This is a genomic window from Spirabiliibacterium mucosae, from assembly GCF_014884965.1.
Taxonomy (GTDB): domain Bacteria; phylum Pseudomonadota; class Gammaproteobacteria; order Enterobacterales; family Pasteurellaceae; genus Spirabiliibacterium; species Spirabiliibacterium mucosae.
Genome location: NZ_JABTBO010000004.1, coordinates 36,415 through 63,186, shown reverse-complemented (window position 1 = coordinate 63,186; position 26,772 = coordinate 36,415). Strand labels below are relative to the sequence as shown.

Annotated in this window: 21 protein-coding genes, 2 pseudogenes and 1 riboswitch; of the genes and pseudogenes, 11 read left to right on the top strand and 12 right to left on the bottom strand. The window is 52.6% G+C overall.

The annotated features are described in order from the left end of the window. From HPC37_RS02290 to rhlB, 6 genes are all read right to left on the bottom strand, one after another. Window positions 1-666 (bottom strand): septal ring lytic transglycosylase RlpA family protein, encoded by a 666-nt coding sequence (locus HPC37_RS02290; RefSeq protein WP_235961293.1) that lies wholly within the window; start codon window positions 664-666, stop codon window positions 1-3. A gap of 19 nt (window positions 667-685) precedes the next feature. Next, entirely contained in the window at window positions 686-1,801 is a 1,116-nt protein-coding gene (rodA, locus tag HPC37_RS02285; protein WP_208121619.1) for a rod shape-determining protein RodA, read from the bottom strand. Then, window positions 1,798-3,699 carry a penicillin-binding protein 2 gene (gene mrdA, locus HPC37_RS02280; RefSeq protein WP_345789993.1) on the bottom strand — a complete coding sequence of 634 codons (1,902 nt, stop codon included), beginning with the start codon at window positions 3,697-3,699 and terminating at the stop codon, window positions 1,798-1,800. Before mrdA ends, rodA begins: the two co-directional genes overlap by 4 nt. A 14-nt stretch (window positions 3,700-3,713) precedes the next feature. After that, window positions 3,714-4,181, bottom strand: coding sequence for a 23S rRNA (pseudouridine(1915)-N(3))-methyltransferase RlmH (gene rlmH / locus HPC37_RS02275; protein ID WP_208121618.1), 468 nt, complete (start codon window positions 4,179-4,181; stop codon window positions 3,714-3,716). A 1-nt stretch (window position 4,182) separates the two neighbouring features. Continuing rightward, entirely contained in the window at window positions 4,183-4,497 is a 315-nt protein-coding gene (gene rsfS / locus HPC37_RS02270) for a ribosome silencing factor (RefSeq protein WP_235961291.1), read from the bottom strand. Window positions 4,498-4,614: 117 nt separating this feature from the next. Then, on the bottom strand, window positions 4,615-5,883 hold the full coding sequence (rhlB, locus tag HPC37_RS02265; protein ID WP_208121616.1) for an ATP-dependent RNA helicase RhlB: 1,269 nt from the start codon (window positions 5,881-5,883) through the stop codon (window positions 4,615-4,617). Between the two features lie 238 nt (window positions 5,884-6,121). Here rhlB and rho point away from each other — a divergent pair, with 238 nt between their 5' ends. From rho to HPC37_RS02220, 9 genes are all read left to right on the top strand, one after another. After that, window positions 6,122-7,384: a transcription termination factor Rho gene (gene rho, locus HPC37_RS02260; RefSeq protein WP_208119466.1), complete on the top strand. Its 1,263-nt coding sequence runs from the start codon at window positions 6,122-6,124 to the stop codon at window positions 7,382-7,384. Between the two features lie 94 nt (window positions 7,385-7,478). Next, window positions 7,479-8,948: a YdgA family protein gene (locus tag HPC37_RS02255; RefSeq protein ID WP_208121615.1), complete on the top strand. Its 1,470-nt coding sequence runs from the start codon at window positions 7,479-7,481 to the stop codon at window positions 8,946-8,948. A gap of 104 nt (window positions 8,949-9,052) precedes the next feature. Next, window positions 9,053-9,481, top strand: coding sequence for an RrF2 family transcriptional regulator (locus HPC37_RS02250; protein ID WP_208121614.1), 429 nt, complete (start codon window positions 9,053-9,055; stop codon window positions 9,479-9,481). A 42-nt stretch (window positions 9,482-9,523) separates the two neighbouring features. Further along, window positions 9,524-9,615: riboswitch (TPP riboswitch) on the top strand. Window positions 9,616-9,651: 36 nt separating this feature from the next. Beyond that, window positions 9,652-10,650: a thiamine ABC transporter substrate binding subunit gene (gene thiB, locus HPC37_RS02245; RefSeq protein ID WP_208121613.1), complete on the top strand. Its 999-nt coding sequence runs from the start codon at window positions 9,652-9,654 to the stop codon at window positions 10,648-10,650. Further along, window positions 10,650-12,242: a thiamine/thiamine pyrophosphate ABC transporter permease gene (gene thiP / locus HPC37_RS02240; protein WP_345789992.1), complete on the top strand. Its 1,593-nt coding sequence runs from the start codon at window positions 10,650-10,652 to the stop codon at window positions 12,240-12,242. Before thiB ends, thiP begins: the two co-directional genes overlap by 1 nt. Continuing rightward, window positions 12,226-12,855 (top strand): thiamine ABC transporter ATP-binding protein, encoded by a 630-nt coding sequence (gene thiQ, locus HPC37_RS02235; protein ID WP_208121612.1) that lies wholly within the window; start codon window positions 12,226-12,228, stop codon window positions 12,853-12,855. The genes thiP and thiQ overlap by 17 nt, the downstream gene beginning before the upstream one ends. A 65-nt stretch (window positions 12,856-12,920) precedes the next feature. Continuing rightward, window positions 12,921-13,940 carry a biotin synthase BioB gene (gene bioB / locus HPC37_RS02230; RefSeq protein WP_208121611.1) on the top strand — a complete coding sequence of 340 codons (1,020 nt, stop codon included), beginning with the start codon at window positions 12,921-12,923 and terminating at the stop codon, window positions 13,938-13,940. Next, window positions 13,937-14,344, top strand: coding sequence for a DUF4878 domain-containing protein (locus HPC37_RS02225; protein ID WP_208121610.1), 408 nt, complete (start codon window positions 13,937-13,939; stop codon window positions 14,342-14,344). Before bioB ends, HPC37_RS02225 begins: the two co-directional genes overlap by 4 nt. Beyond that, the gene (locus HPC37_RS02220; protein ID WP_208121609.1) at window positions 14,344-14,970 is read left to right on the top strand and encodes a C40 family peptidase; all 627 of its coding nucleotides are present in this window, start codon (window positions 14,344-14,346) and stop codon (window positions 14,968-14,970) included. The genes HPC37_RS02225 and HPC37_RS02220 overlap by 1 nt, the downstream gene beginning before the upstream one ends. Before the next feature lie 67 nt (window positions 14,971-15,037). Here the strand turns inward: HPC37_RS02220 and lpdA are convergent, their stop codons facing one another. From lpdA to HPC37_RS02200, 4 genes and pseudogenes are all read right to left on the bottom strand, one after another. Further along, window positions 15,038-16,459, bottom strand: a complete 1,422-nt coding sequence (gene lpdA / locus HPC37_RS02215; protein WP_208121608.1) for a dihydrolipoyl dehydrogenase — start codon at window positions 16,457-16,459, stop codon at window positions 15,038-15,040. A 73-nt stretch (window positions 16,460-16,532) separates the two neighbouring features. Further along, window positions 16,533-18,436 (bottom strand): annotated as a pseudogene (gene aceF / locus HPC37_RS02210) (pyruvate dehydrogenase complex dihydrolipoyllysine-residue acetyltransferase). Window positions 18,437-18,459: 23 nt separating this feature from the next. Further along, window positions 18,460-21,123 carry a pyruvate dehydrogenase (acetyl-transferring), homodimeric type gene (gene aceE, locus HPC37_RS02205; protein WP_208121607.1) on the bottom strand — a complete coding sequence of 888 codons (2,664 nt, stop codon included), beginning with the start codon at window positions 21,121-21,123 and terminating at the stop codon, window positions 18,460-18,462. Window positions 21,124-21,289: 166 nt separating this feature from the next. Further along, complete coding sequence (locus HPC37_RS02200; RefSeq protein ID WP_208121606.1) at window positions 21,290-21,454, bottom strand: hypothetical protein; 165 nt, start codon at window positions 21,452-21,454, stop codon at window positions 21,290-21,292. A 29-nt stretch (window positions 21,455-21,483) separates the two neighbouring features. Here HPC37_RS02200 and rimO point away from each other — a divergent pair. Then, window positions 21,484-22,820: pseudogene (rimO, locus tag HPC37_RS02195) on the top strand (30S ribosomal protein S12 methylthiotransferase RimO). 47 nt (window positions 22,821-22,867) lie between these two features. On the opposite strand, the gene HPC37_RS02190 reads toward rimO, so the two are convergent. Then, on the bottom strand, window positions 22,868-24,724 hold the full coding sequence (locus tag HPC37_RS02190; RefSeq protein ID WP_208121605.1) for an SLC13 family permease: 1,857 nt from the start codon (window positions 24,722-24,724) through the stop codon (window positions 22,868-22,870). A 102-nt stretch (window positions 24,725-24,826) separates the two neighbouring features. Next, window positions 24,827-25,249 (bottom strand): S24 family peptidase, encoded by a 423-nt coding sequence (locus tag HPC37_RS02185; protein ID WP_208121604.1) that lies wholly within the window; start codon window positions 25,247-25,249, stop codon window positions 24,827-24,829. A 241-nt stretch (window positions 25,250-25,490) separates the two neighbouring features. Between HPC37_RS02185 and sstT the strand changes: the two genes are divergently transcribed. Then, entirely contained in the window at window positions 25,491-26,747 is a 1,257-nt protein-coding gene (sstT, locus tag HPC37_RS02180) for a serine/threonine transporter SstT (protein WP_208121603.1), read from the top strand. The last annotated feature ends 25 nt before the right edge of the window (window positions 26,748-26,772 follow it).

Here is a 26,772-nt window from a genome sequence, read left to right as displayed (position 1 = left end):
TCACGTTTTGCGGCGCGTTTTGTGCTGTTTCGACCGCACTTTGGCTTTCACCTTGTGCGATTTCGACGGCATTTTGCGCGTCTTTTTGCCCTGGGATGGGCAAATTTTACGTTTGGCAATGTTCATCAGCTTCTCACCACCTGGGCCGCTGATGTTGCCGTGGCGGTCCACATGCACCACATCGAGTTTCACTTTCGCGGTGCCGCGATGGAGCATGCCGAGCTCGCGCGCCGCCGCCTTGGAGAGATCAATTTTGCGATCGCCGACAAATGGCCCGCGGTCATTGACCCGCACCACCACTTTGCGCCCGTTGTGCAAGTTGGTTACCAGCACATAGCTTGGGATCGGCAAGCGTTTGTGCGCAGCGGTGAGCAGATTTTCGTTATAAATCTCGCCGCTGGAGGTTTTGCGGCCGTTGAATTTTTTGGCATAAAAACTCGCGGTGCCAGTGACCGAATATTCCTTCGCCGTTTCATGATTTAGGGTTTTGTAGGTTTGCCCTTTCACGGTGTAGGAGCGGCTTTTGCTACGACTAGCCGACTGGCTCAAGGCCGGGCCTTTGACGCCGTAATACTTCTCCAGCGCGCCGCCGGCGCTTGCCAGTGCCGTTTGCATGCCTACACACAATGAGAGCAAGCCCCAGAATGTGAATTTTACATAATTCATAAAAAGTCCTCGCAATACCTCATAGGTATTGTGTTATTTTGCGCTTGTGGGTATGGATTGACATAATCAACCCAAACCCCGCCATCAGCGTCACGAACGACGTGCCGCCATAGCTGACAAGCGGTAAGGGTACGCCAACCACCGGCAAAATACCGCTGACCATGCCGATGTTGACAAAAATATAAACAAAAAAGATTAAAATTATCGCACCTGTTAAGATGCGGCCAAACGAGGTGTCGGCTTTGCCGGCAATCATCAAACCGCGGATGATAATAAACATATAAATCGCCAGTAAAATCAACACACCAATTAAGCCGTGCTCTTCACCGAGCACCGCAAAAATAAAATCTGTATGTGGCTCGGGCAAAAATTCCAATTGCGACTGGGTGCCTTGCATCCAGCCTTTGCCAAACAGCCCGCCTGATCCAATGGCGATTTTCGACTGAATAATGTGATAGCCCGCACCCAGTGGGTCTGACTCGGGGTCAAACAGTGTCATCACGCGGGTGCGTTGGTAATCGTGCATTAAAAAATACCACATAATAGGGATGAACCCCGCCAGGCCAACCACCGCAATGGCAATTAGCCGCCAGCTCATCCCCGCTAAGAATACAACAAATAGCCCCGATGCGCTAACTAAAATCGACGTGCCGAGATCGGGCTGGATCGCCACCAAAATCGTTGGCACAAAAATCATCGCAAGCGCAATAAAGGTGCTGAGCAGCGTTGGCGGCAGTTTTTGCCGGCCTAAATAAACCGCCACCATAAGCGGCACCGAGAGTTTGACAATCTCAGAGGGCTGAAAGCGAAACAGCCCCAAGTTGAGCCAGCGCTGGGCGCCTTTGCTGGTGGTACCAATCACATCCACCAAAATCAGCAACACAATGCCGATCACATAAAGATAAGGCGCGATGCGTTCATAAAAGCGTGGCGGCAATTGCGCCATCACGATCATCACGGTAAAGCCCAGCGCGATTTGAATCACGCGGCTTTGAAACATCGCCTCGCTGGCGCCCGATGCACTGTAAAGCACAATCAAGCCATAGGCACTGATGACCACCAGCCCTAAAAATAGCCAAAAGTCTAAATGCAGCCGCGCCCATAGCCCGCCGAAAAAGCGTTTTTCGTCACTCACAGCGCCTCCTCGGCTTGCGCAACCGCACTTTGTGTATTGTCATCTTTGATATGCCCCATGCGCAATAAATAGTGATCCAAAATTTGTCGTGCCAGCGGTGCTGCGTTGCTCGAGCCGCCACCGGCGTTTTCTAAGAAGATCGACAGCGCGATTTTCGGCTCATTAAACGGCGCGTAAGAGATAAACCACGCGTGGTCGTGCAAATGTTTCGCCAAGCTCTTGGCATCGTATTTTTGATTTTCTTTCAAGCCAAACACCTGCGCGGTGCCCGATTTGCCCGCGGCGTAATACGGCATGCCCGTAAAGGCCTTGCGCGCCGTGCCCGACGGGCCATACAGCACCGAGAACATCCCTTGCTTCGCCGCTTGCCAGTAGGCATTAGGCACGCCGGTGATGTCTTCATAAAGTTTTGGATCTTGATACGGCTCAATCTGGTTGCCGATGATCTCTTTCATAAAGTGCGGTGTGTTGACCTTGCCGTTGTTGATCAAAATGCTCAGCGCTTTGACCACTTGCAGCGGGGTCGCCGTCCAGTAGCCTTGGCCAATGCCCACGGGGATGGTATCGCCCATCACCCACGATTTTTTAAAGCGTTTGCGCTTCCATTCGCGATCGGGCATCACGCCGGTGGTTTCTTCCCGAATGTCCACGCCCGTTGGCAGCCCAAAGCCAAATTTTTTCATCCATTTGGAAAAGCGGTTAATGCCCATGTCATACACCACTTGATAAAAATACGTATCGGCTGACTCCATAATCGCTTTGTTCAAATTCAGCCGCCCGTGGCCGCTTTTCAGCCAGTCGCGATAACGCCGCTCCGTGCCTGGCAACACCCAATACCCAGGGTCATAAATGGTGGTGCTGGTGCTGATCACGCCCTCTTGCAGCGCCGCCACGGCCGAAAACGGTTTGATGGTGGACGCCGGCGGGAATGCGCCTTGGGTGGTGCGGCTATACAGCGGGCGGTCAGGGTCATTGAGCAACGTGCGGTAATCTTTGCCTGAAATGCCACCGACGAACAAATTGTTGTCGTAAGTTGGGCTCGAAACCATGGCCAAAATGCTGTTATCGCGCGGGTCAAGCACCACCACCGCGCCACGGCGCCCGTCAAGCAGCTGGCGGATGTAGCGTTGCAGCTCAATGTCGATCGTCAGCTTAATGCTTTTGCCCGACACCGCGGGCTGCTGGCGCAAAGTGCGGATCACTTTGCCACGGTTATTGACCTCCACCTCTTCAAAGCCGACCTCACCATGGAGTTGGTCTTCATAAAAGCGCTCAATGCCGAGCTTGCCAATGTCGCTTGAGCCTGCGTAATTGGCCAGTTTGTCGTCTTTTTTCAGCTTTTCAACGTCTTTGTCGTTGATTTTGGCCACATAGCCTAAAATATGGGTCATGTCCTCGCCGTATGGATAGTGGCGTTTGAAATACGGCCGCACTTCCAAGCTTGGGAATTTGTATTGCTCCACGGCAAAGCGCGCGATTTGCTCTTCGGTTAAATTCGGTTTAAGCAAAATCGGCGTGTAGCGCGAGTTACGCCGACGCTCTTTTTTAAAGGCGTCAATGTCTTCGTCTTGCAAGCCGACAATTTGGCGCAGCGCGTCGTAGGTTTGCTCGAGGTTTTCCGTTTTTTCCGGCACGATGTAGAGGCCAAAAAAGGTCAAATTTTCTGCCAGCACATGGCCGTTGCGGTCATAAATCAACCCGCGGGTTGGCGGCACGGGCAGCAGCTTGATGCGGTTGCCGTTGGAGCGGGTTTGGTAGTTGTCAAAATCGCGCACCTGCAGGTGATAGAGATTAAGCAGCAGCAGCGCAAGCAAAATGATGACGCCAATAAACGCCACCAGCGCCCGTCGTAAAAACAGGTTCTGCTCTGCTTTGTTATCTCGAATAATCTCTTTCACAACCGCACTTTCTCTTATTCACGATGGTAAGGGTGATTGGCCGACAAGCTCCACGCGCGATACAAACTCTCCGCCACCACCACGCGCACCAGCGGGTGCGGCAGCGTTAATGGCGAGAGCGACCAGCTGCGCTCGGCGGCGGCTTTGACCGCACTTGACAGCCCCTCAGGCCCGCCAATGAGCAAACTGACATCGCGCCCGTCTTGCTTCCAGCTTTCCAGCTGCTCCGCCAGCTGCGACGTGTCCCACGGCTTGCCCGGGATGTCGAGGGTGACAATCATCGATTTGCCGCATTCCGCCAGCATCAGCTCGCCCTCTTTGTCCAAAATGCGTTTAATGTCGGCGTTTTTGCCGCGTTTGCCGGCGGGGATTTCAATCAGCTCCAGCGGCATCTCTTTTGGGAAGCGGCGCTGATATTCACGAAAGCCCTCGTTGACCCAGCTGGGCATTTTCACCCCCACGGCGATGAGTTGGATTTTCACCTTAACCCCAGAGTTTTTCTAATTGATAGAGATCGCGGCTTTCTTGCTGCATCACATGCACAATCACCTGGCCGAAATCCACCACCACCCAATCGGCGGTGTTGATGCCCTCAGCACCATAAGACTCAATGCCTTGCTTTTTGCACGCCTCGGTGAGGTTTTGCGCAATCGCGCCCACATGGCGGCTGGAGGTGCCGGTGCACACTACCATGTTGTCGGTGATGCCGCTATTGGCGCGCACGTCAAACACATCGATATCGGTGGCTTTGAGTTCGTCTAAAATTGTTGTCACTGTTTGGGCTAATGAATCTTGCAAAAGTTTCCCCATGTATTGCGTTAAAATAGAACAAATAAAAGGGGAATTATAACCGCACTTGGGCAAAAAGCGAAATGATTGACCGCACTTTTATCGCAAAGTGCGGTTTGCAGGCGTTTAGCGTGAAAAGTTGCGTCGGCGGGTGTTGCCACGGTTGCCAGGGCGCTGATTGCTGTTGCTGGTGCGACGGCGACGCTGCGGTTTTGGCAAATCGGTTAAAAGTGCGGTTTCGTCATATTGGCTGACGGGAATGTGGTGGCCGATGTACTCTTCAATCGCCGGCAGGTTCATGGCGTATTGCTCACAGGCAAAGCTAATCGATTTGCCCGCCTCGCCTGCGCGCCCTGTGCGCCCAATGCGGTGCACGTAGTCTTCACAGTCGTCTGGCAAATCGTAGTTGAACACGTGCGTCACCGCCGGAATATGCAACCCGCGCGCAGCCACGTCTGTTGCCACCAGCACATCGAGCGCGCCTTGGGTGAATTTATCCAACAGCGCCAAGCGTTTGTTTTGCGCCACATCGCCTGTCAGCAAGCCCACGCGGTGGCCGTCGGCGGCCAAATGCGCCCAAATGTTTTCACACTGGTGTTTGGTGTTGGCAAAAATAATGCAGCGATCGGGCCACTCTTCTTCAAGCAAGGTTTGCAACAAGCGCATTTTGTCTTGATTGGAGGGATAAAACAGCTCTTCGGAGATTTGCGCGGCGGTTTTTTGTTGCGGTTCGATTTCGATATATTCTGGCTCGTTCATATCTTCAAACGCCAGCTCGCGCACACGGTAAGACAAGGTGGCGGAAAACAGCATTGTCAGCCGCTCGGTGTTGGCCGGGCAGCGGCGCAGTAGATAGCGAATGTCGCGGATAAAGCCCAAGTCAAACATACGGTCGGCCTCATCGAGCACCACTACTTGGATTTTATCAAGGTTGATGATGTTTTGTTTGACATAATCAATCACCCGGCCGGTGGTGCCAATCAACACATCCACGCCTTGCTCAATGGCTTTGAGCTGCTTGTCGTAGCCGTCACCGCCATAGGCCAGTGCGGTTTTCAGCCCAGTTTGTGCGCTTAACGTATCAGCGTCGTGGGCGATTTGCACTGCCAGCTCGCGTGTGGGGGCTAAAATCAGCGCTCGCGGTTGGTTGGCGCGCACCGCACTTTCGGTGTCTTTAAGCAGATGGTGAAATGTGGCAATCAAAAACGCCATGGTTTTGCCTGTGCCCGTTTGCGCTTGGCCTGCCACATCGCGCCCAGAGAGTGTAATTGGCAAGGTCAAGGCCTGAATCGGGGTGCAAAAATCAAACCCTTTATCGGCTAATGCTTGCGCCACTTTGGGGTGTAACGCCAGTTCGCTAAAGCGCAACTGGCTGAGGTGGGTATCTTTTTCCATGACGTGTCCTTTAAGCGTTTATTTTACGTTCATCCTAAAGCATAAGCATAGCATTTTGCGCCCTTATCCACAAAATAAACTTGATTTTAATCACACAATTGCCTGCAACCGGCGGTTTTTCTTAAATCAGGCTAGACAGTGCACAGTTTTAATGGTAATTTTACGCCCATTCAAAACTTTCGTGCGACCGCACTTTAACATTCCATTAATCAACTCGATTTACTTCTCTTATTACATTATGAATTTAACAGAACTGAAAAACACGCCTGTATCTGAGCTCGTCAAGCTCGGTGAAGAGCAAATGGGTTTGGAAAACTTAGCCCGCTTGCGCAAACAAGACATTATTTTTGCGATCTTAAAACAACACGCCAAAAGCGGTGAAGACATCTTCGGCGACGGCGTGTTGGAAATTTTGCCCGACGGCTTTGGCTTTTTGCGCTCGGCTGACAGCTCCTATTTGGCCGGCCCCGATGATATTTATGTTTCGCCAAGCCAAATTCGCCGCTTTAACTTGCGCACGGGCGACATGGTGGAAGGCAAAATCCGCCCACCAAAAGAAGGCGAGCGCTATTTTGCGTTATTAAAAATCAAAGAAGTCAACGCCGACAAACCTGAAATCTCCCGCAACAAAATCCTATTTGAAAACTTAACCCCGCTGCACGCCAACTCCCGCATGTATATGGAGCGCGGCAATGGCTCAACAGAAGATTTAACCTCCCGTATTCTTGACCTCGCCGCGCCAATCGGTAAAGGCCAGCGTGGTTTGATCGTCGCCCCGCCGAAAGCGGGTAAAACCATGTTGCTGCAAAGCATCGCGCAAAGCATCACCTACAACTACCCTGAATGTGTGCTGATGGTGTTGCTGATCGACGAGCGCCCTGAAGAGGTGACTGAAATGCAACGCATGGTGAAAGGCGAAGTGGTCGCCTCCACCTTTGATGAACCAGCAACACGCCACGTGCAAGTGGCTGAAATGGTGATCGAAAAAGCCAAACGCTTGGTTGAGCACAAAAAAGACGTGGTGATTTTGCTCGACTCCATCACCCGCTTGGCGCGCGCCTACAATACCGTGACCCCAGCCTCCGGCAAGATCCTCTCGGGTGGGGTGGACGCCAATGCTCTGCACCGCCCTAAACGCTTTTTTGGTGCCGCGCGTAACGTCGAAGAAGGCGGCAGCTTGACCATCATCGCCACCGCGCTGGTGGACACCGGCTCGAAAATGGATGAGGTGATCTACGAAGAGTTTAAAGGCACCGGTAACATGGAGCTGCACCTTTCACGCAAAATTGCTGAAAAACGCGTGTTCCCAGCGATTGACTTCAACCGCTCAGGTACGCGTAAAGAAGAGCTGCTCACCACCCCTGACGAGCTACAAAAAATGTGGATTCTGCGCAAAATTGTTCACCCAATGGGTGAGATTGAAGCGATGGAGTTCTTGCTGGATAAACTGGCGATGGCGAAAACCAACGAAGAGTTTTTTGAAGTGATGAAGCGCTCATAACCGCACTTTTGATGTTAACACCCGCATTTTGCGGGTGTTTTTTTATCTATTAGCTGTTATAGTGACAAAAACGTTACAAATGAAGGAGAAGTGAATGAAAAAACGGCATATTGCACTCATGTTGGCGGTGGTTTTAGGCGGCGCGTGGCTGGGCGGCAGTTGGTACTCGGGCAAGTTGTTGGCCGAGCAATACCCGCAATTGGTTGAGCGCGTGAACAGCGAGTTTGCGCAAGTCTCCCTCACCTCGCCTTACAAGCTCGAGTACAAAACCACCAATTACAACAAGCATTTGTTCACCACCACGATTGAAAACCAGCTGGTGGTCACTAATACGCAAGATAATAAAAACTACACCTTGCCGTTTAAAATTTTGGTTGAGCACGGCCCACTGCCGCTCTCGCGCTTGTTGACTCTGCGCTGGTTGCCGGTGATGGCCAGCGGCAACATTGAGCTGCTCAATGACCCAAGCATCAGCCCAATATTTGACGCCAGCGACAGCAAAACACCATTAAAAGGCGATTTTTCTGTCGGTTATGATCAACGCGTGGCGCAAACGCTTGATTTTGCCGCGATGCATTATCGCAGCGAAGACGGCAGCCACGAATTCACCTCTTCGCCGTTTAAATTCATCAGCGACACCGATCTCAACGGCATCGGCAAGGTGGAAACAGAAATTGAAAACCTTGCTATCACCAGCAACGCCAACGACGGCCTTGACGGTGACCCAATGCCGTTTAAATTGGCGCTTAAAAATGTGGTGGTGAAATCAGACTACCAGCCAAGTGAATACAAAAACATCGGCGTGGGCACGCAACACATCAAACTCGACGCCCTTGAGTTGTTTGACAGCAACCAAGCCGACGCCAAGGCCTATTTTTCGCTGCACAACCTTGATGCCAACGGCGATATCGCGCTGGATAACGACTCGGTGAATATTCGCTCCAAATTGCAAGCCGATAAAATGCTGCTCTCTGGCCAAGATTTGGGCAAATTGTTCTACGACATCGCCTTTAATCACCTTGATGCCAAAGCGCTAGACGAGCTGATGAGCACCATTCGCAATGCGGAAAATATGGACGAGGCACGCCTTGAGCACGCGCTGCAAAGTGCGGGCATGGCGTTTTTCCAACACCAGCCAGAGCTGAAACTCCAGCCGTTTAGCCTGACTAACAGCGCGGGGGAAAATAAACTGACCGCCGACATCGCCTTTGCCCAAACCGATTGGCAAAAAGCCTTGATGAAAGGCAAGGTGCTTTCGCTGTTTGAGCGCTTTGCGGTGAATGCGGATGTCAACAGACCGGCGCTGACAGAAACGCTGAAAACACTGGCCATGGGCGATGACGACGTTGATGCACAAACCGCGCAAGCGCAGGCACAAGCCGACGTGAACGAAATGCTGCAAAGTGCGGTCGCTGAAAACATTTTGCACCAGCAAAGTGACGATCACTACACCCTTGAGCTCAAGCTTGATAACGGCGAGTTGAAACTCAACGGGCAAGTCATCCCTGAAAAAGACATCGCCAATATGATCCTGATGGGCATTTTGGGCGCGAGTTTTTATTAAGGCTTCGGCAAAAAGGCGAGCAATTCGCCTTTTTGTGACGGCGGCCCAACCGCACTTTTTAATCTATGCTATACTGGTTAAAGATTGATAAGTGAGATGCGCGGATGAGATTAAACAAATTTACGGATTACAGCCTGCGAGTGTTGATTTATCTTGCCACCCACCCGGGGCGTTTGAGCACGATTCAAGAAATTGCCCAGGCTTATCAGATTTCCGAAAATCACCTGATGAAGGTGATCCACAACCTTGCCAAGCTTGGCGTGATCCTCTCCAAGCGCGGCAAAGGTGGCGGCATTGCGCTCGCCGCCACGCCTGATGCGCTCAACCTCGGCGAGATTGTGCAAAAAGTGGAAGGCGACGATCCTTACGTCAAATGCGACGGCTGCTGCATTGTCAGCCACTGCCAGTTGCCGTGCATTTTTGAGCAAGCCCTCACCGCCTTTTATGCCGTGCTCTCACAATACACCCTGCAAGATGTGATTCACCAGCCGGAGCTGCTCGGCGAGCAAGTTTACACCACCTTGGCCTCCTAGCCATTTCCCTTTGACCGCGCGCGCGGCTTTGGTTATGATAAATCGTTCTCATTGGGGTGCGCTTGGCGCTGAGAAAATACCCATTGAACCTGATCTGATTAGTAGCAGCGAAGGGATTTGAGACGGGACACCGCACTTAGATCCTTTTTTAACCGTAAAAAGGATTCCTTATGACTATCAAAAAAACCATCATCGCAACCGCACTTTTCACTCTGCTTACCAGCACTGCCACACTGGCAGCGAATAAGCCGGTGTTGAACGTGTACAGTTACGATTCCTTCACCAGCAAATGGGGCCCAGGCCCAGAGTTGAAAGCCGCGTTTGAGCAAAAGTGCGGTTGTGAGGTCAATTTTGTCACCTTTGAAGATGCGGTGACCATGTTCAACCGCCTGCGGTTGCAAGGCGCGAAGGCGAAAGTCGATGTAGTGGTGGGGCTGGATAACAACTTGCTGCCCGAGGCGGAAAACTCCAACTTGTTTGACAGTAATAATGTCAAGCTCGACACCCTCGCCCTGCCGCAAAAATGGGACAACCACACCTTTTTGCCGTATGACTACGGCCAATATGCCTTTATCTACGACAAAGAAAAATTGCAAAACCCACCGAAAAGCTTGAAAGAGCTGGTGGACCGTCAAGATGTTAAAATCATCTACCAAGACCCACGCACCTCCACCGTTGGCCGCGGTTTGCTGGCGTGGATGAACAGCGTTTACCCGAAAAATGAGGTGGCCGAGGCGTGGAAGCGTTTGGCCAAACACACCGTAACCGTAGGCAAAGGCTGGTCGGAGAGTTATGGCGCGTTTTTAAAAGGCGAGTCAGACATGGTGCTGAGCTACAACACGTCCCCGTTTTATCACCAGCTCAATGAAGGCAAATACAACTTCGTGGCCGCGCCATTTGCTGAAGGCCACATTGTGCAAATTGAGCTGGCCGCCAAAACCAAAAGCGCCCTGCACCCGAAACTGGCGGATCAATTTTTGGCGTTTTTAATCAGCCCTGAAGCGCAAAAAACGATCGCGCTGAAAAACGTGATGCTGCCGGTGATTAAAACCCACGTAAACGCGCAATACGACGCCTTCAAGCCGTTTGCCAGCCTGCCGGTGCCGTATCCAAGCGACATCCAAAGCAAGGCGCAAATCAACGTGTGGCAACAAGCCCTTAGTCAATAGTGAAAGGCGCCTTTCGCCAACTTTCCGCCACCCAATCCCTGCTTGGGGTTGTGGTGGCGCTGGCGTTGCTTGCGCTTTATCTCAACAGCGCTGGCCAACTGCTGCTGCACGCCGGCCACAGTGACTGGCGCGGGCTTTTTACCTCAGCCTATTTTTGGCATATTTTACAATTTAGCCTGTTTCAAGCGCTGCTGAGCACCGCGTTGAGTGTGGTGTTCGGCGTGATTTGTGCCCACGCCCTGCACTACCAGCACTTTGTGGGCAAAACGCTGCTGCTTAAGCTCTGCTCGCTGACCTTTGTGCTGCCCACGCTGGTGGCGGTGTTTGGGCTGCTGGGGGTTTATGGTCTCTCGGGCTGGCTCAACCGCACTTTGGCTTTTTTCGGCCTTGAAGCGCTGAGCATTTATGGCCTTGCGGGCATTTTGCTCGCGCACGTGTTTTTCAACCTGCCGCTGGCAACCAAATTGTTTTACAGCGCGCTGCTAAGCATCCCAGCCGAGCACTACAAACTCGCCGCTCAGCTGAATTTGCGCGGCTTGAATCTGTTCAACACCCTTGAGCTGCCCTTTCTTAAAAAGCAATTAATGCCCACCGCCACGCTGATTTTTATGCTCTGTTTCACCAGCTTTGCGATTGTGTTGACCCTCGGCGGCGGGCCGAAATACACCACCTTAGAGGTTGCGATTTATCAAGCGCTGACCTTTGATTTTGACCTCGCTCGCGCGGCACAACTGGCGATTGTGCAACTGCTGATTTGCACCGCACTTTTCCGTTTAAGCCACCGCTTTAGCGCCCACGCCACCAGCAGTGATGGCACCACGCACGGCTTTTTGCCAGCCACATCCAAGGCGCTGCGCTGGGCTCATTGCACCGCACTTTGCCTTTTGGCGCTCTTTGTCGCGCTGCCCCTTAGCAACATCATCGCCCAAGGTTTGAGTGCGTTGAGCACCTTGAGCGAAGGCACGCTGGCAGATTTATGGCTAGCAGCGCGCTACTCCCTTGCTTTGGCGCTGTGCGCTGGCGCTTTGTGTGTGGCGTTAAGTTTGGCGCTGCTGCTGTGCGCGCGGCAGTGGCATTTTTATGGCTTTACAACCTCCGCGCGGGAGCTGATTAACATCGGCATGGCGATCCTCGCGCTGCCGATGCTGGTGATTGCCACGGGGCTTTACCTCGCCCTGCGCGAGCTTGATGGCAACGGCTGGCTGTTTGGCGTGGTGGCGCTGTGCAACGCGCTGGTGGCGATGCCCTTTGCCCTGCGCATTTTGCAGCCAACCTTGTTTGATAATATGCAGCGCTACCAGCGGCTGTGCCAATCTCTCGGCATTCGCGGCCTGCGGCGCTTTACGTTGGTGGAGTGGGCCACGCTTAAGCAGCCGCTGCGTAGTGCGCTGGCCTATGCCTGTGCGCTCTCACTGGGCGATTTCACCGCCATTGCGCTGTTTGGCAGCCAAGACTTCACCTCGCTGCCACGGCTGTTGTATCAACAACTCGGCCACTACCGCACCGGCGACGGCGCGCTGACCGCACTTGTGCTTTTGCTGCTGTGCGCCGCCCTCTTTTTGGTGATCGAAAAATATGATAAAACTCAATAACGTTCGCTTTGATTATGGCGAAAACGCCTTTAACTTCAACCTAGCTGCCGCGCGCGGCGAGCACATTGCGCTGGTGGGCAAAAGCGGCGCGGGCAAATCCACCTTGCTCAATTTAATGGCGGGCTTTTTGCAGCCCACCGGTGGAGAGATTTGGCTAAATGGTGAAAACCACACGCACACGCCGCCCCACGCGCGGCCGGTGTCGATGCTGTTTCAAGCGCATAATTTATTTGGCCATTTAACCTGCGCGCAAAACATCGCGCTGGGGCTGCAACCGCACTTGCGCATCAGCCAAGCGCAGCAGCACCAAATTGAAGCCATTGCCGAGCAAATGGGCATCCGTGAGCTGCTCTCACGCACACCTGATGCGCTCTCCGGCGGGCAACAGCAGCGGGTGGCACTGGCGCGCACCTTGCTGCGCGATAAGCCCGTTTTGCTGCTTGATGAGCCCTTCTCCGCATTAGATGGTGAATTGCGCGCCGATATGCTCGCGCTGCTCTCGCGCATCAGCGCCGAGCGTGAACTGACGGTGGTGATGGTGACTCACCAGCTTGATGAAGTGCGGTCGTTCACCACGCGCACGGTGGTGGTGGAAAATGGAAAATTAATATAAATTTGCTTAAGTAAATAGTCGTTTTCCGTTACCATAGCCGAAATAACTTAAAAAAAGGATTTTTGATGAGCGTACAACCCATTGAACTTAGCCAACTTACCCCACACCCGAGCGTGGAATACTGGTCGGTGTGCAAAGTGGAGGCGTTGTTTGAAACCCCCTTTTTGGATTTGATTTTCCGCGCGGCACAAGTCCACCGCGCCCATTTTGACCCGCAAGCGATTCAGCTCTCCACCCTGCTTTCCATCAAAACGGGCGGCTGCCCTGAAGATTGCGGCTACTGCCCGCAGTCGGCGCGCTACCACACAGGCGTGCAAAACGAAAAATTGCTCGATGTCGATGAAATCATCGAAAAGGCTAAAATCGCCAAATCCCGCGGCGCGGGGCGCTTTTGCATGGGGGCGGCGTGGCGTGGGCCAAAGCCAAAAGATGTGGAAAAGCTCACTAAAATCATCAAAGCCGTGAAGGACTTAGGCCTTGAAACCTGCGGCACCTTTGGCCTACTGCAAGACGGCATGGCCGAGCAATTTAAAGAAGCGGGCTTGGATTATTACAACCACAACCTCGACACCGCGCCCGAGCACTACAAAGAGGTGATTGGCACGCGGCGCTTTGATGACCGCATTAACACCTTAGGCAAAGTGCGCAACGCGGGCTTGAAAGTGTGCTGCGGCGGCATTGTCGGCATGAACGAAACGCGCAAAGAGCGCGCTGGGCTGATTGCCAGCCTCGCCAACCTTGACCCACAACCGGAATCGGTGCCGATTAACCAATTAGTCAAGGTGGAAGGCACGCCGATGATGGACGCCGAGGAACTCGACTGGACAGAATTTGTGCGCACGATTGCGGTGGCGCGCATCACCATGCCGAAAAGCTACGTGCGCCTGTCCGCCGGCCGCCATGGCATGTCGGAGAGCATGCAAGCGATGTGCTTTATGGCCGGCGCTAACTCGATTTTCTACGGTGACAAACTGCTCACCACCCCCTTGCCGCAAGAAGACAGCGACATGGCATTGATGGCCAAGCTTGACCTCTACCCTGCTGGCAGCGACACCCCTAACCACGACGACAAGGAGACATTATGAAAAAACTCTTCGCGCTTTGTTTAGCCCTGTTCACCCTCGCGGCCTGTGGCGGCGGTGACGACAACACGCCTGAAAATGCCGCCACCGCTTATGTGCAAGCGATGTATCAAGGCGATGTTGACCGCGCCGTTAAGCTGGTTTATCTCAGTGAAAAAGACAAACAGCAAGCCGGCATCAACGATCTCGTGCGTGGCAAACTGGCGGAATCAGCCCAAGCCAACAAAGCCCGCGCTGAGCAAAAAGGCGGCTTGAAGGCCATCTACCATGAAGAGACCATCTATTATGACGAGCAAGACAAAAACCGCGCTAATGTTCGACTGAAAGTGGAGTTAAAAAAAGCCGAGCCTGAAATGGCGGATATTCGGGTGATCAAAACCGACGACGGCTGGAAAGTGAAACTGTAATGCTGATTATCAGTTGGGTGAAAAAAGGCGTGCTGTGGCTCGCCTTTTTTATCGCGCTGTTGGTGCTGACCACCTGCCACCAACCCAAAGTGCGGTCACGCGCGGATCTTACGCACCTGCCAGCACTTGAGGTGGGCGACTGGGTGCTGCGCCAAGGCACCACGCTCGACAGCCACATCATCATGCAAGTCTCCAACGCGCGCTACTCCCACATTGGCATGATTGTCGCCACTGAGCCGCGAGTGATGGTGATTCACGCCACCACCGACGATGGCTACCGCGAGCGCGACCAAGTTTTCCTCTCCCCGCTCGATGAGTTTTTAAGCCCCAGCCTAGCGAACGCCTACGCCATTGTGCGACCGCACTTTTTGACTGCGACACAAAAAGCCCGCATTGCCGCGCGCCTAATCCAAACCCAAGGGCAAAAATTTCACTTAGCTGAGCGCAGCCAACCGCACTTATACTGCACCACCTTGCTCGCCGAGCACATCCACGCCGTTGAGCCCACCTTCAGCCCCGCTTGGCAGGCCATCACCGCCCCCTTAATGCAAGGCGACTATCTCCTCCCCACCGCCTTTGAACACTACCCCAACACCGAAGTGATTTATCAACGCGGTGAACAGTAAAAGTGCGGTTGGGCTTGAGCGCATAAAAAAACCGCACTTTACAGTGCGGTTTTGTGTTTAACTTGCGTTATTTTTTCTTTTTCGCTTTGGCGTTTGGTAGGTCGGTGATGGTGCCTTCAAACACTTCAGCAGCAAGCCCGACGGACTCATGCAAGGTTGGGTGGGCGTGGATGGTGAGTGCGAGGTCTTCTGCGTCACAGCCCATTTCGATCGCAAGGCCGATTTCGCCGAGCAATTCACCGCCGTTAGTACCCACGATGGCACCACCAATCACGCGGTGAGATTCTTTGTCGAAAATCAGCTTGGTCATGCCGTCTGAGCAGTCAGAGGCGATCGCACGGCCTGATGCTGCCCATGGGAATGTCGCCACTTCGTAGTTGATGCCTTCGGCTTTACATTCTTTCTCGGTTTTGCCCACCCAGGCCACTTCTGGCTCGGTGTAGGCAATGGATGGGATAACTTTCGGGTCGAAGTAGTGTTTTTTGCCTGCGATCACTTCCGCCGCTACGTGGCCTTCATGCACCCCTTTGTGCGCCAGCATTGGTTGGCCAACCACATCGCCGATGGCGAAAATATGGTCAACGTTGGTGCGCATTTGTTTGTCGGTGCGGATAAAGCCGCGCTCGTCCACGTCAACGCCGGCGAGATTGGCATCAATCAATTTGCCGTTTGGTGTCCGCCCAATTGCCACCAGCACTGCGTCATAGCGTTTGGTTTCGTTGGCTTTGCCTTCCATTGACACATAGATGCCGTCTTCTTTGGCTTCCACCGCGGTGACTTTGGTTTCCAGCATTAAGTTGAATTTGTCACTGATGCGTTTGGTGAACACTTTCACGATGTCTTTATCAGCCGCTGGGATCACTTGGTCAAACATTTCTACCACGTCGATGTTCGAGCCGAGTGCGTGATACACCGTACCCATTTCAAGCCCGATGATGCCACCGCCCATGATGAGCAAGTTTTCTGGCACTTCTTTAAGCTCTAACGCGTCGGTAGAATCCCAAATGCGTGGGTCTTCATGCGGGATGAATGGCAGCTGAATTGGGCGAGAACCAGCCGCGATGATGGCGTTGTCAAATTTGATGGTAACGTCTTCTTTTTCGCCCGCCACGATGATGGAATTTGGGCCTGAGAATTTGCCGTAGCCGTTGACCACTTGCACTTTACGCATTTTGGCCATGCCCGCCAAACCGCCTGTTAATTGGCTGATGACTTTTTCTTTCCAGCCGCGGATTTTTTCAACGTCGGTTTTTGGCTCACCGAATACGATGCCGTGTTGTGCCAGCGCTTTGGCCTCTTCAATCACTTTTGCCACGTGCAACAACGCTTTAGATGGGATACAGCCCACATTCAAGCACACCCCGCCTAGGGTTGAATAACGCTCAACAATGACGGTTTCAAGGCCTAAGTCCGCGCAACGAAACGCTGCAGAATAGCCCGCAGGGCCCGCCCCTAAAACAACCACTTGGGTTTTAATCTCTTTACTCATAATTTCCCCTTTTGTGTGCGCAACCGCACTTTGGTTCATTATCCCACGCCCGAAGGCGTGGGCTGGATTTCGATTACATGACTAAGCGACGCAAGTCAGCCAACACGCTGCCGATGTAGCTAATAAAGCGCGCACCGTCGGCACCGTCGATCACGCGGTGGTCAAACGAGAGTGACAATGGCAGCATCAAGCGTGGTGTGAACTCTTTGCCGTTCCACACTGGTGCCATGTCGGATTTCGACACACCTAAGATAGCCACTTCTGGCGCGTTGACAATCGGCGCAAAGTGGGTTGTGCCCAAGCCACCAAGGCTTGAAATGGTGAAACAGCCACCTTGCATATCGCTGGCGGTAAGTTTGCCGTCGCGGGCTTTTTTCGAGACTTCCATCAACTCGCGAGAAAGCTCGATGATGCCTTTTTTGTTGACATCTTTAAACACAGGCACCACCAGGCCGTTTGGTGTATCCACCGCCACGCCGATGTTGATGTATTTTTTCAGTGTCAAGCGTTGGCCGTCTTCTGAAATCGAGCTGTTAAAGCGTGGGTAAGCCTCAAGCGCTTTGGCAGCCGCTTTCATGATGAACACCACAGGGGTGATTTTCACGCCCCATTTTTGTTTTTCAGACAGCACGTTTTGCTCTTTGCGGAACGCTTCAAGTTCGGTGATGTCCGCACGGTCAAAGTGCGTCACGTGTGGGATCATCACCCAGTTGCGGTGCAAATTGGCGCCTGAAATTTTGTTGATGCGGGTTAATTCAACTTCTTCGACTTCACCAAACTTGCTGAAATCCACTTTCGGCCATGGCAACAAGCCTAAGCCAGCGCCGTTGGCCACACCGCCCGATGCGGCAGGCGCTTGGCCAGATTCCACTTGTTTGATGAGATTTTTCACATAGTTTTGTACGTCTTCTTTCAAGATGCGGCCTTTGCGACCGGTGCCTTTCACTTTATCAAGGTTGACACCAAATTCACGCGCTAAGCGGCGCACCACAGGGGTGGCGTGGGCGAAGGTGGCGCTTTCAACCACTTCTTGTTGTGAACTAACCGCACTTTCACTTTTTGCCGCCTGTGCTGGTGCTTTTCTTCCGCTTTGGCTTGGGCTTTGGCTGGTGCTTGCGCAGGCGCGGCGCCTGCCACTTCAAAGCGCATAATCAAGCTACCGGTGGATACTTTATCACCGTCTTTGACGAGGATTTCTTTCACCACGCCTGCAAATGGCGCTGGCACTTCCATTGAGGCTTTGTCGCCTTCCACGGTGATGAGTGACTGCTCTTCGCTTACGCTGTCACCCACGGCCACCATGATTTCAGTCACGTTGACTTCATCACCGCCGATGTCAGGCACGTTCACGTCAACTACGCCGCCTGCGGCTTGTGGTGCAGCGTCTTGTTGTTCTGCCGAGGCAGGCGCTTGGGCCGCACTGTCACCGCCTTCCGCGCTTTCAAAACGCATGATCAGGCTGCCAGTGGAAACTTTATCACCATCTTTAATCAAGATTTCTTTCACCACGCCTGCAAATGGGGCTGGCACTTCCATCGAGGCTTTGTCGCCTTCCACGGTGATGAGCGACTGCTCTGCTTCAACTTTGTCGCCCACGCTGACCATGATTTCAGTCACGTTGACTTCATCGCCGCCGATATCTGGCACGTTGACATCCACCACCGCACTTTTGGCAGCGGCGGGTTTGTCAGCCGCTTTTTCGGCTGGTTTTTCTTCAGCTTTGGCAGGTGCAGCTTCAGCTGCACCGTCGGCTTCGAGCACCATCATTGGGCTGCCAGTGGTCACTTTGTCGCCTTCTTTAACCAGCAACTCTTTCACCACGCCCGCTTCAGGGGACGGCACTTCCATCGAGGCTTTGTCGCCTTCAACGTTGATAATGCTTTGATCAACGTCCACTTTATCGCCCACTTTCACCATCACTTCCGTTACGGTGACTTCATCGCTGCCGATATCGGGCACTTGAATTTGTTTAGACATAGTATTTCCTTTTTCCTCGCTGATTAGGCATACAATGGGTTAATTTTATCTGCATCGATGCCGTATTTCGCAATTGCATCAGCAACCACTTTCTTATCAACATCGCCTTTCGCGGCCAATTCGGTCAAGGCGGCCACCACCACATAGTGGGCGTTCACCTCAAAGTGCTCACGCAAATTGTCGCGGCTGTCTGAGCGGCCAAAGCCGTCGGTGCCGAGCACGCGGTAGCTTGACGCTGGGATGAATGGGCGCACTTGTTCAGCAAACAGTTTGATGTAATCTGTTGCCGCCACGGCTGGCGCGTCGTTCATCACTTGCGCGATGTATGGCACGCGGGCCTCTTCAGTTGGGTGCAGCATGTTGTAACGTTCAGCATCGGCACCTTCACGCGCAACTTCCGTAAATGAGGTCACGCTGTAGACATCCGAGGTGACACCGAAGTCGTCAGCCAGCAATTTCGCCGCTTCACGCACGTGGCGTAAAATCGCGCCAGAGCCGAGCAACTGCACTTTGCCTTTGCCTTGGCCGTTGACGGTTTCAAATTTGTAGATACCTTTGCGGATACCTTCTTCCGCGCCTTTTGGCATGGCTGGTTGGTCGTAGGTTTCGTTCAAGGTAGTGATGTAGTAGTACACGTTTTCTTGATCTGGGCCATACATACGGCGCACACCGTCTTGGATGATCACCGCCACTTCAAAGGCGAATGCGGGGTCATAAGAGACACAGTTAGGGATCACCGCCGATTGAATGTGGCTGTGGCCGTCTTCGTGTTGCAAGCCTTCACCGTTTAACGTGGTGCGTCCTGATGTACCGCCGATCATAAAGCCGCGGGCTTGTTGGTCACCTGCCGCCCACATCAAATCACCCACACGTTGGAAACCAAACATAGAGTAATAAACAAAGAATGGAATCATTGGCACGTTGTTGGTGCTATAAGAGGTTGCCGCTGCCAACCATGAGGCAGTTGCGCCTTGCTCGTTGATGCCTTCTTGCAGCACTTGGCCGTCCACGGCTTCACGGTAATAGGCTACTTGTTCGCGGTCTTGCGGAGTGTAGTTTTGGCCGTGTGGGTTGTAAATACCAATTTGGCGGAACAAACCTTCCATACCGAATGTACGGGCTTCATCGGCGATGATTGGCACAATGTGTTTGCCCACCGATTTGTTTTTCAAGAGCACGTTCAATGAACGCACAAACGCCATGGTGGTTGAAATTGGGCGATTTTGCGCTTCAAACAATTGCGAGAAGTCTTCCAATGCCGGCACTTCAAGCTCAGTGGTGAAGCGGCGCGCGCGAGTTGGCAAGTAGCCGTTAAGAGCTTGGCGGCGCTCGTGGAGGTATTTGTACTCGTCGGAGCCTTCTTCAAATTTGATGTATGGCAATTTCTCAATGTTGTCGTCGCTGACTGGAATTGAGAAGTAATCACGCACGTGGCGCACGCCAGACATATCCATTTTTTTCACTTGGTGAGCAATGTTTTTGCCTTCAGCTGCTTCACCCATGCCGTAACCTTTGATGGTTTTCACCAGCAACACAACCGGTTTGCCTTTCACTTGTTTGGCTTTGTTGAAGGCGGCAAACACTTTGATTGGGTCGTGACCACCACGGTTCAATGCCCAGATTTCATCGTCGGTCATGTCAGCCACCAGTGCGGCAGTTTCAGGGTAACGGCCGAAGAAGTGCTCACGCACATAGGCGCCGTCTTTGGATTTCATGGTTTGGTAGTCACCGTCAACCACTTCGGTCATCAATTGCAGCAACTTGCCAGAGGTGTCGCGTTGCAATAGGCGATCCCAACGGCGGCCCCAAATCACTTTGATCACCTCCCAACCACAGCCGGTGAATTGGCCTTCCAATTCTTGGATGATTTTGCTGTTGCCGGTGACAGGGCCGTCGAGGCGCTGTAAGTTACAGTTGATCACAAACACGAGGTTGTCGAGTTTTTCACGGGCGGCAAAGGCCAACGCACCGCGAGATTCTACTTCGTCCATCTCGCCGTCACCCAAGAAGGCATAAACGGTTTGGTCAGAGGTGTCTTTCAAGCCGCGGTGCTCGAGGTATTTCAAGAAACGCGCTTGATAAATCGCATTCAACGGCCCTAAGCCCATTGATACGGTTGGGAATTGCCAAAATTCTGGCATCAATTTTGGATGCGGGTAAGAAGACAAGCCGTGGCCGTGTACTTCTTGGCGGAAGTTATCCAGCTGCTCTTCGCTCAAGCGGCCTTCCAGGAAGGCGCGAGCATAGATGCCTGGGGAGATGTGGCCTTGGAAGAACACCAAATCGCCGCCGTTTTGCTCCGTGCGGGCTTTGAAAAAGTGGTTGAAACACACTTCATACATGGTCGCCGCAGATTGGAAAGACGCCATGTGGCCGCCGAGTTCGAGGTCTTTTTTCGAGGCGCGCAACACCATCATGATCGCATTCCAGCGGATAGCGCCACGAATACGACGCTCGATGTCTAAATTACCTGGGTAATTTGGCTCATCAGCGGTTGGGATGGTGTTGACATAATCAGTGGTGGTGCCAGTTGGCAAGGAAACGTTGTTCGCACGCGCACGCTGCATCAACTGCTCAATGATAAACTGCGCACGTTCAACGCCTTCTTCACGGATCACGGAGTCAATGGCCAATAGCCAATCGTTAGTTTCCGCTGTATCCACGTCATTTTTAACCATATCGGACATAGTCTTTCCTTTTGTTGTTCAAAAGTGCGGTCAAGCCACAGCTTTGATGATGACTTAACGAAAAGCAGATTTATTTTTCACCATAAAATAATTATTAATGGTTTGTAATAAAAATGCTAAAAATTATCTTGCCTAATATAGCCTAAATTTGGCAAAAAATTAATCCTTATCTGTAAAATATCCCCGCTTTATTCAACTTTTTTTGTAAAAAATTACCAATTTTAATAATTTCGCCACCGCCAACCGCACTTTGCCCTGTTGCCTGCGCAAAGCCATAGCCTTTTGGTGAAAAATTCTCTAAAATAGCGCGTTTAATTTTTAAGCCGCACACAAAGTGCGGTGCTGACTGTGGGATGAAAAATGAGCAATAGCCCGAATATTGGATTTTTAAGTTTAGGCTGCCCGAAAAACCTCGTGGATTCGGAGCGGATTTTAACCGAGCTGCGCACGCAAGGCTACAACATTGTACCAAGCTACGACAACGCGGAGCTGGTGATTGTTAACACCTGCGGCTTTATCGACTCGGCGGTGCAGGAGTCTCTTGAGGCCATTGGCGAGGCACTTGATGAAAACGGCAAAGTGATTGTCACCGGCTGCTTGGGCGCGAAAGAAGATCAAATCCGTGAGGTTTACCCCAATGTTTTGGCCATCAGCGGCCCGCACAGCTATGAAACGGTGCTCAAGCAAGTCCACAAGTATGTCCCACGGCCTGAATTCAACCCGTATTTAAGCCTCGTGCCGAAACAAGGCATCAAACTCACGCCAAAGCATTATGCTTATCTCAAAATCTCTGAAGGTTGCGATCACCGATGCACCTTTTGCATTATCCCATCTATGCGCGGTGATCTAGACAGCCGCCCTATCGGGCAAGTGCTCGATGAGGCAAAACGATTGGTGGACGCTGGCGTGAAAGAGCTGCTGGTGGTATCACAAGACACCAGTGCTTATGCCTTGGATAAAACCAAAAAGAGAAAAGCAAAATCGCCTTTTGGAACGGCATGCCACTGAACAACTCGCTGCAAGCGTTGTGCGAGCAGCTCGCCACCCTTGGCGTATGGGTGCGGCTGCATTATGTTTACCCTTATCCGCACGTGGACAAACTCATCCCACTGATGGCGCAGGGCAAAATTTTGCCGTATTTAGACATCCCACTGCAGCACGCCAGCCCGAAAATCCTCAAAGCAATGAAGCGCCCTGGTAGCATTGACCGCACTTTAGAACGCATCAAACAATGGCGCGAAATGTGCCCGCAACTGACTTTGCGCTCCACCTTTATTGTCGGCTTCCCGGGTGAAACGGAAGAAGATTTCCAACAACTGCTCGACTTTTTAGACGCCGCGCAGCTTGACCGCGTGGGCTGCTTTAAATTCAGCCCAGTGGAGGGTGCGCCAGCCACCGAGATGGCCGAGCAAGTGCCAGAAGAGGTGAAAGAGGAACGCTACCACCGCTTTATGCAAACCCAGCAGCGCATTTCCACCGCGCGCTTGGCGCAAAAAGTCGGGCAAACGCTCACTGTTCTCATTGATGAAATCGATGATGACTGCATCATCGCCCGCTCGATGGCGGACGCGCCTGAAATCGACGGGCTGGTTTATTTGCAAAACCCACAGCAAAGTGCGGTCAAGGTCGGCGATTTCGTGCAAGCCACCATCACCCACAGTGATGAATACGACCTGTGGGGCGAAATCGTCGCCTAACGGGCAGCAAAAAGGGGCATCACGCCCCTTTTTTTAATTCCATCGCGTTAGCCAAACATCCATGGCACCACAATGACGGTGGCGATCATCACAATAATGGTAAACGGCACACCAACTTTTAAGAAATCACCAAAGCGATAGCCACCCGGGCCGAGCACCATAGTGTTGACCGGCGAGGCCACTGGCGTCATAAAGGCGGCGGAGGCTGACACAGCAATGGTGATGACAAACGGCACCGGCGAGGTGTCAAGTTCTTGCGCCATGGCAATGGCAATCGGCGCCATCAAAATCGCAGTGGCGGTGTTAGAGATAAATGAGCTGACCACCGCGCACAAGATAAATAAACTGGCCAAAATGGCGTGAATGCCCAAGCCGCCGACCAGCTCCAGCAAGCCATTCACGGCAAGACTGATCCCGCCCGTTTTGGTCAAAGCGGTGGCAAACGGCATCATGCCAACAATCAACACAATGCTTGGCCAGTGAATGGCACGATAAGCACTTTTGGCGTCCACGCAGCGGAATTTAGCCAGCAGCATGCAGGTGATGAGTGCAGCAATCACATTCGACACCACACCGCTGACCATCATTGCCACCATCAACGCCACCGACAAAATCGCATGAGGCGCTTGGCTGGCGGCCGGCGCTACGTTGTCGATTTCAGCGGGGTAGTTGAGGATAAAAAAGTCACGGCTGTTAGAGCGCATTTCTTGAATCATGCGCCACTCGCCAATCACGAGGTATTGGTCCCCCGTGGTCATTTCAACGTCACTTGGGCTGGCATCAAGCAGCTTGCCGCCGCGTTTCACGCCAACAATGATCAAGCCATAACGCTGTTGGAATTTGATATCCCGCACGTTTTTGCCAATCAAAGTGCTGTCTGGAATCGGTGAGATTTCTGCCATGCCGACAGTGTTGGCCTTTTCACTGAAATAGCTGCCGCGCACCTCAATCGGCTTGAGCTTGTTCGCCGCACAAAAGGCCTCCCAGTCGAGCTCGGGGGAGGAAATATCAAGCAGCAAAATATCTTTAGCGCGCAGTTCAGAGGAGCCAAAGGCGCTGACCACAATGCGGCGAATCCGCCGCCAGCGCTCAATCGCCACCACCAAAATGCCATGCTGAGAGTGCAAATGCAGCTCATCAAGGGTTTTGCCCACCAGTGGCGAGTCGGGCAAAATCAACGCCTGCTTGGAGCGGCCTTGCAGGTGATAACTTTCAATCAAATCATTCATTGACGTGCGGTTGTAATTGGCCTGCTCGCTTTGGGCATCGCCGCCGTCGAGCAGCTTGCGCGCAAACAGCATATAGCCCACGCCCAGCACCAACACCATGATGCCAATTGGCGTGAACGAGAAAAAGTTCAGCGCCGGCAGGCCTGCGCGCACCAATTCGGCGTTGGCAATTAAGTTTGGCGGCGTGGCAATTAGCGTCATCATGCCGCTAATCAGCCCCGCGATACTCAATGGCATCATCAGCCGGCGCGGGGAGATGTTCATGCGGGTGCAAATCGCCAGCACCACGGGAATGAAAATGGCCACAATGCCGGTGGAACTCATAAAAGCACCCAAGCCGCAAACAGTGACCATCAGCAACAGCAGTACTTTCAGCTCATTGTTGTTCGCCACTTTCAAAAGCCACGCGCTCACTTGATAGGCCACGCCCGTGCGCAGCAATGCGTCGCCGACAATAAACAGCAAAGCGATCAAAATCACGTTGGGGTCACTGAAGCCAGCTAAAATTTCATTGGTGGAGAGAATGCCGCTGATGCTAAACGCCACCATAATCAGCAGCGCCACCACGTCCATGCGCAGCTTGTTGGAGATGAATAACACAATGGCGGCGCTGAGAAATAGCAGCACCAGCCAGAGATCAGAATTGATTGCAGAAAGTCCGGAAAATATACTCACAAAATTGCCATAAAGTGCGGTTGAAATGGCGTCATTATAACATAGCTTTAACACCAAAGTGCGGTTTTTTGACTTTGTTTGACCGCACTTTACACTTTATTCTCACGCGGCACGGCGGCGCACTTGGTGAATGGTGTTGGTCACCACCCCTTGCAGATCCACCTCGTTTAATGACGCCACTTGCAAGCATGATTGGGTCGAATCGAGCGGGAACAGCACCCAGCCAGCGGGTGGCGTGGCGAACACTTCAAACACGCTAAGTTGGCCGGCGCGCGCAATCACCACCAAATCGCCCTTGTTCACCGCGCTGCTGCGCTCCACCACCAGCACGTCGCCGGCCTCAATGCCCCAGGCGGTGAGGTTGGTGTTGCTGACATGCATAAAGAAGGTTTCTTGCGGCTTTTTAATACAATACATGTTCAAATCCAATTTATATTGCACCGCACTTTGCGCGTCTTTGTCGTAGCACAGCGGCATTGGTTGATAGCTATACGCACGCGGGCTTGGGCTGGTCATCATTTTCATCGTCACTCCTTGCAACAGCTTTACTGTTTTTTTATACAGGTATTTATACTGTGTTTTTATACAATACGCAAGCGTTTTTTTGATCTTTTTTTAACCATGCCTGCCATAAGCAGATAACCCTTTGAAGATTTAGCCAATTTCGCACTTTTTGTTTTGCATTATGGCCATTTTCGGGTAATCTTTCAGCATAGGGAGCTTTGCACGCCAAAGCTGAATTTTCACATCACAATTACAATGAATTATGAGTAACTCAAATCGACTAACCGCACTTTTATTTCAAGGCAGTTTAATTGCCAAAATCGCCGTGGGCTTGGTGCTGGGGCTGCTGGTTGCCCTCATCAGCGCGCCACTTGAGCCAACCCTTGGGTTTAATTTAGCCAACAGTGTTGGCGTGTTAGGTGAGCTTTTTGTGCGCGCTTTGCGCTCAATTGCGCCTATTTTGATTTTTGTGCTGGTGCTTTCGGCCATCAGCAATAAAAAGAAAAGCGACAGCGACCACAGCGGCAAAACCATGAAATCGATCATTGTGTTGTATTTGATCGGCACGTTTTTGGCGGCACTGGTGGCGGTCATCGCCAGTTACCTCTTTCCAACCACGCTCTCGCTGGTGACCACTGATGCCGAGCTCAGCCCGCCACAAAATGTCACTGAGGTTATCATGAGCGTGTTAATGAACATTGTCGACAACCCAGTCAAAGCGCTGTTCAACGCCAATTACATCGGCATTTTGGCCTGGGCGATCGGGCTTGGCTTTGCACTGCGCCACGCCAGTGAATCCACCAAACGCTTTATCCACGAGCTGGCCGAGGCGGTGTCGATGATCGTGAAAGTGGTGATTGCCTTTGCGCCATTTGGGGTGTTCGGCTTGGTGGCCGCCTCCATTGCCTCACAAGGCTTGAGCGAGCTCAATACTTACGCGCGCTTGATTGGGGTGCTAGTCGGCGCCATGCTGTTCGTCGCCTTTGTCGTCAACCCAATTTTGGTGTTTTGGAAAACGCGCCAAAACCCGTTCCCGCTCATTTGGGTGTGCATTCGTGAAAGTGGCTTGACCGCCTTTTTCACCCGCAGCTCAGCGGCCAATATCCCGGTGAACATCAACCTGTGTAAGCGCTTGAACCTCGATGAAGAAACGTACTCGGTTTCTATCCCGCTGGGGGCGTCAATCAACATGGCGGGTGCTGCGATCACTGTGACCATTTTAACGCTGGCCGCGGTGAACACCCTCGGGGTTGAGGTGAGCTTCACCACCGCACTTTTATTGAGCGTGGTAGCCAGCATCTGCGCCTGCGGCGCCTCGGGTGTGGCGGGCGGCTCACTGCTGTTGATCCCGCTGGCATGTAGCTTGTTTGGCATCTCCAACGACATCGCCGCGCAAGTGATCGGCGTGGGCTTTATCATCGGGGTGATTCAAGACTCCGCCGAAACCGCGCTGAACTCCTCCACCGACGTGGTGTTCACCGCCGCCGCCGACATCGGCGAGCGCAACAAAGCCAACTAATAACCGAAAGCGAACCTTGCGTTCG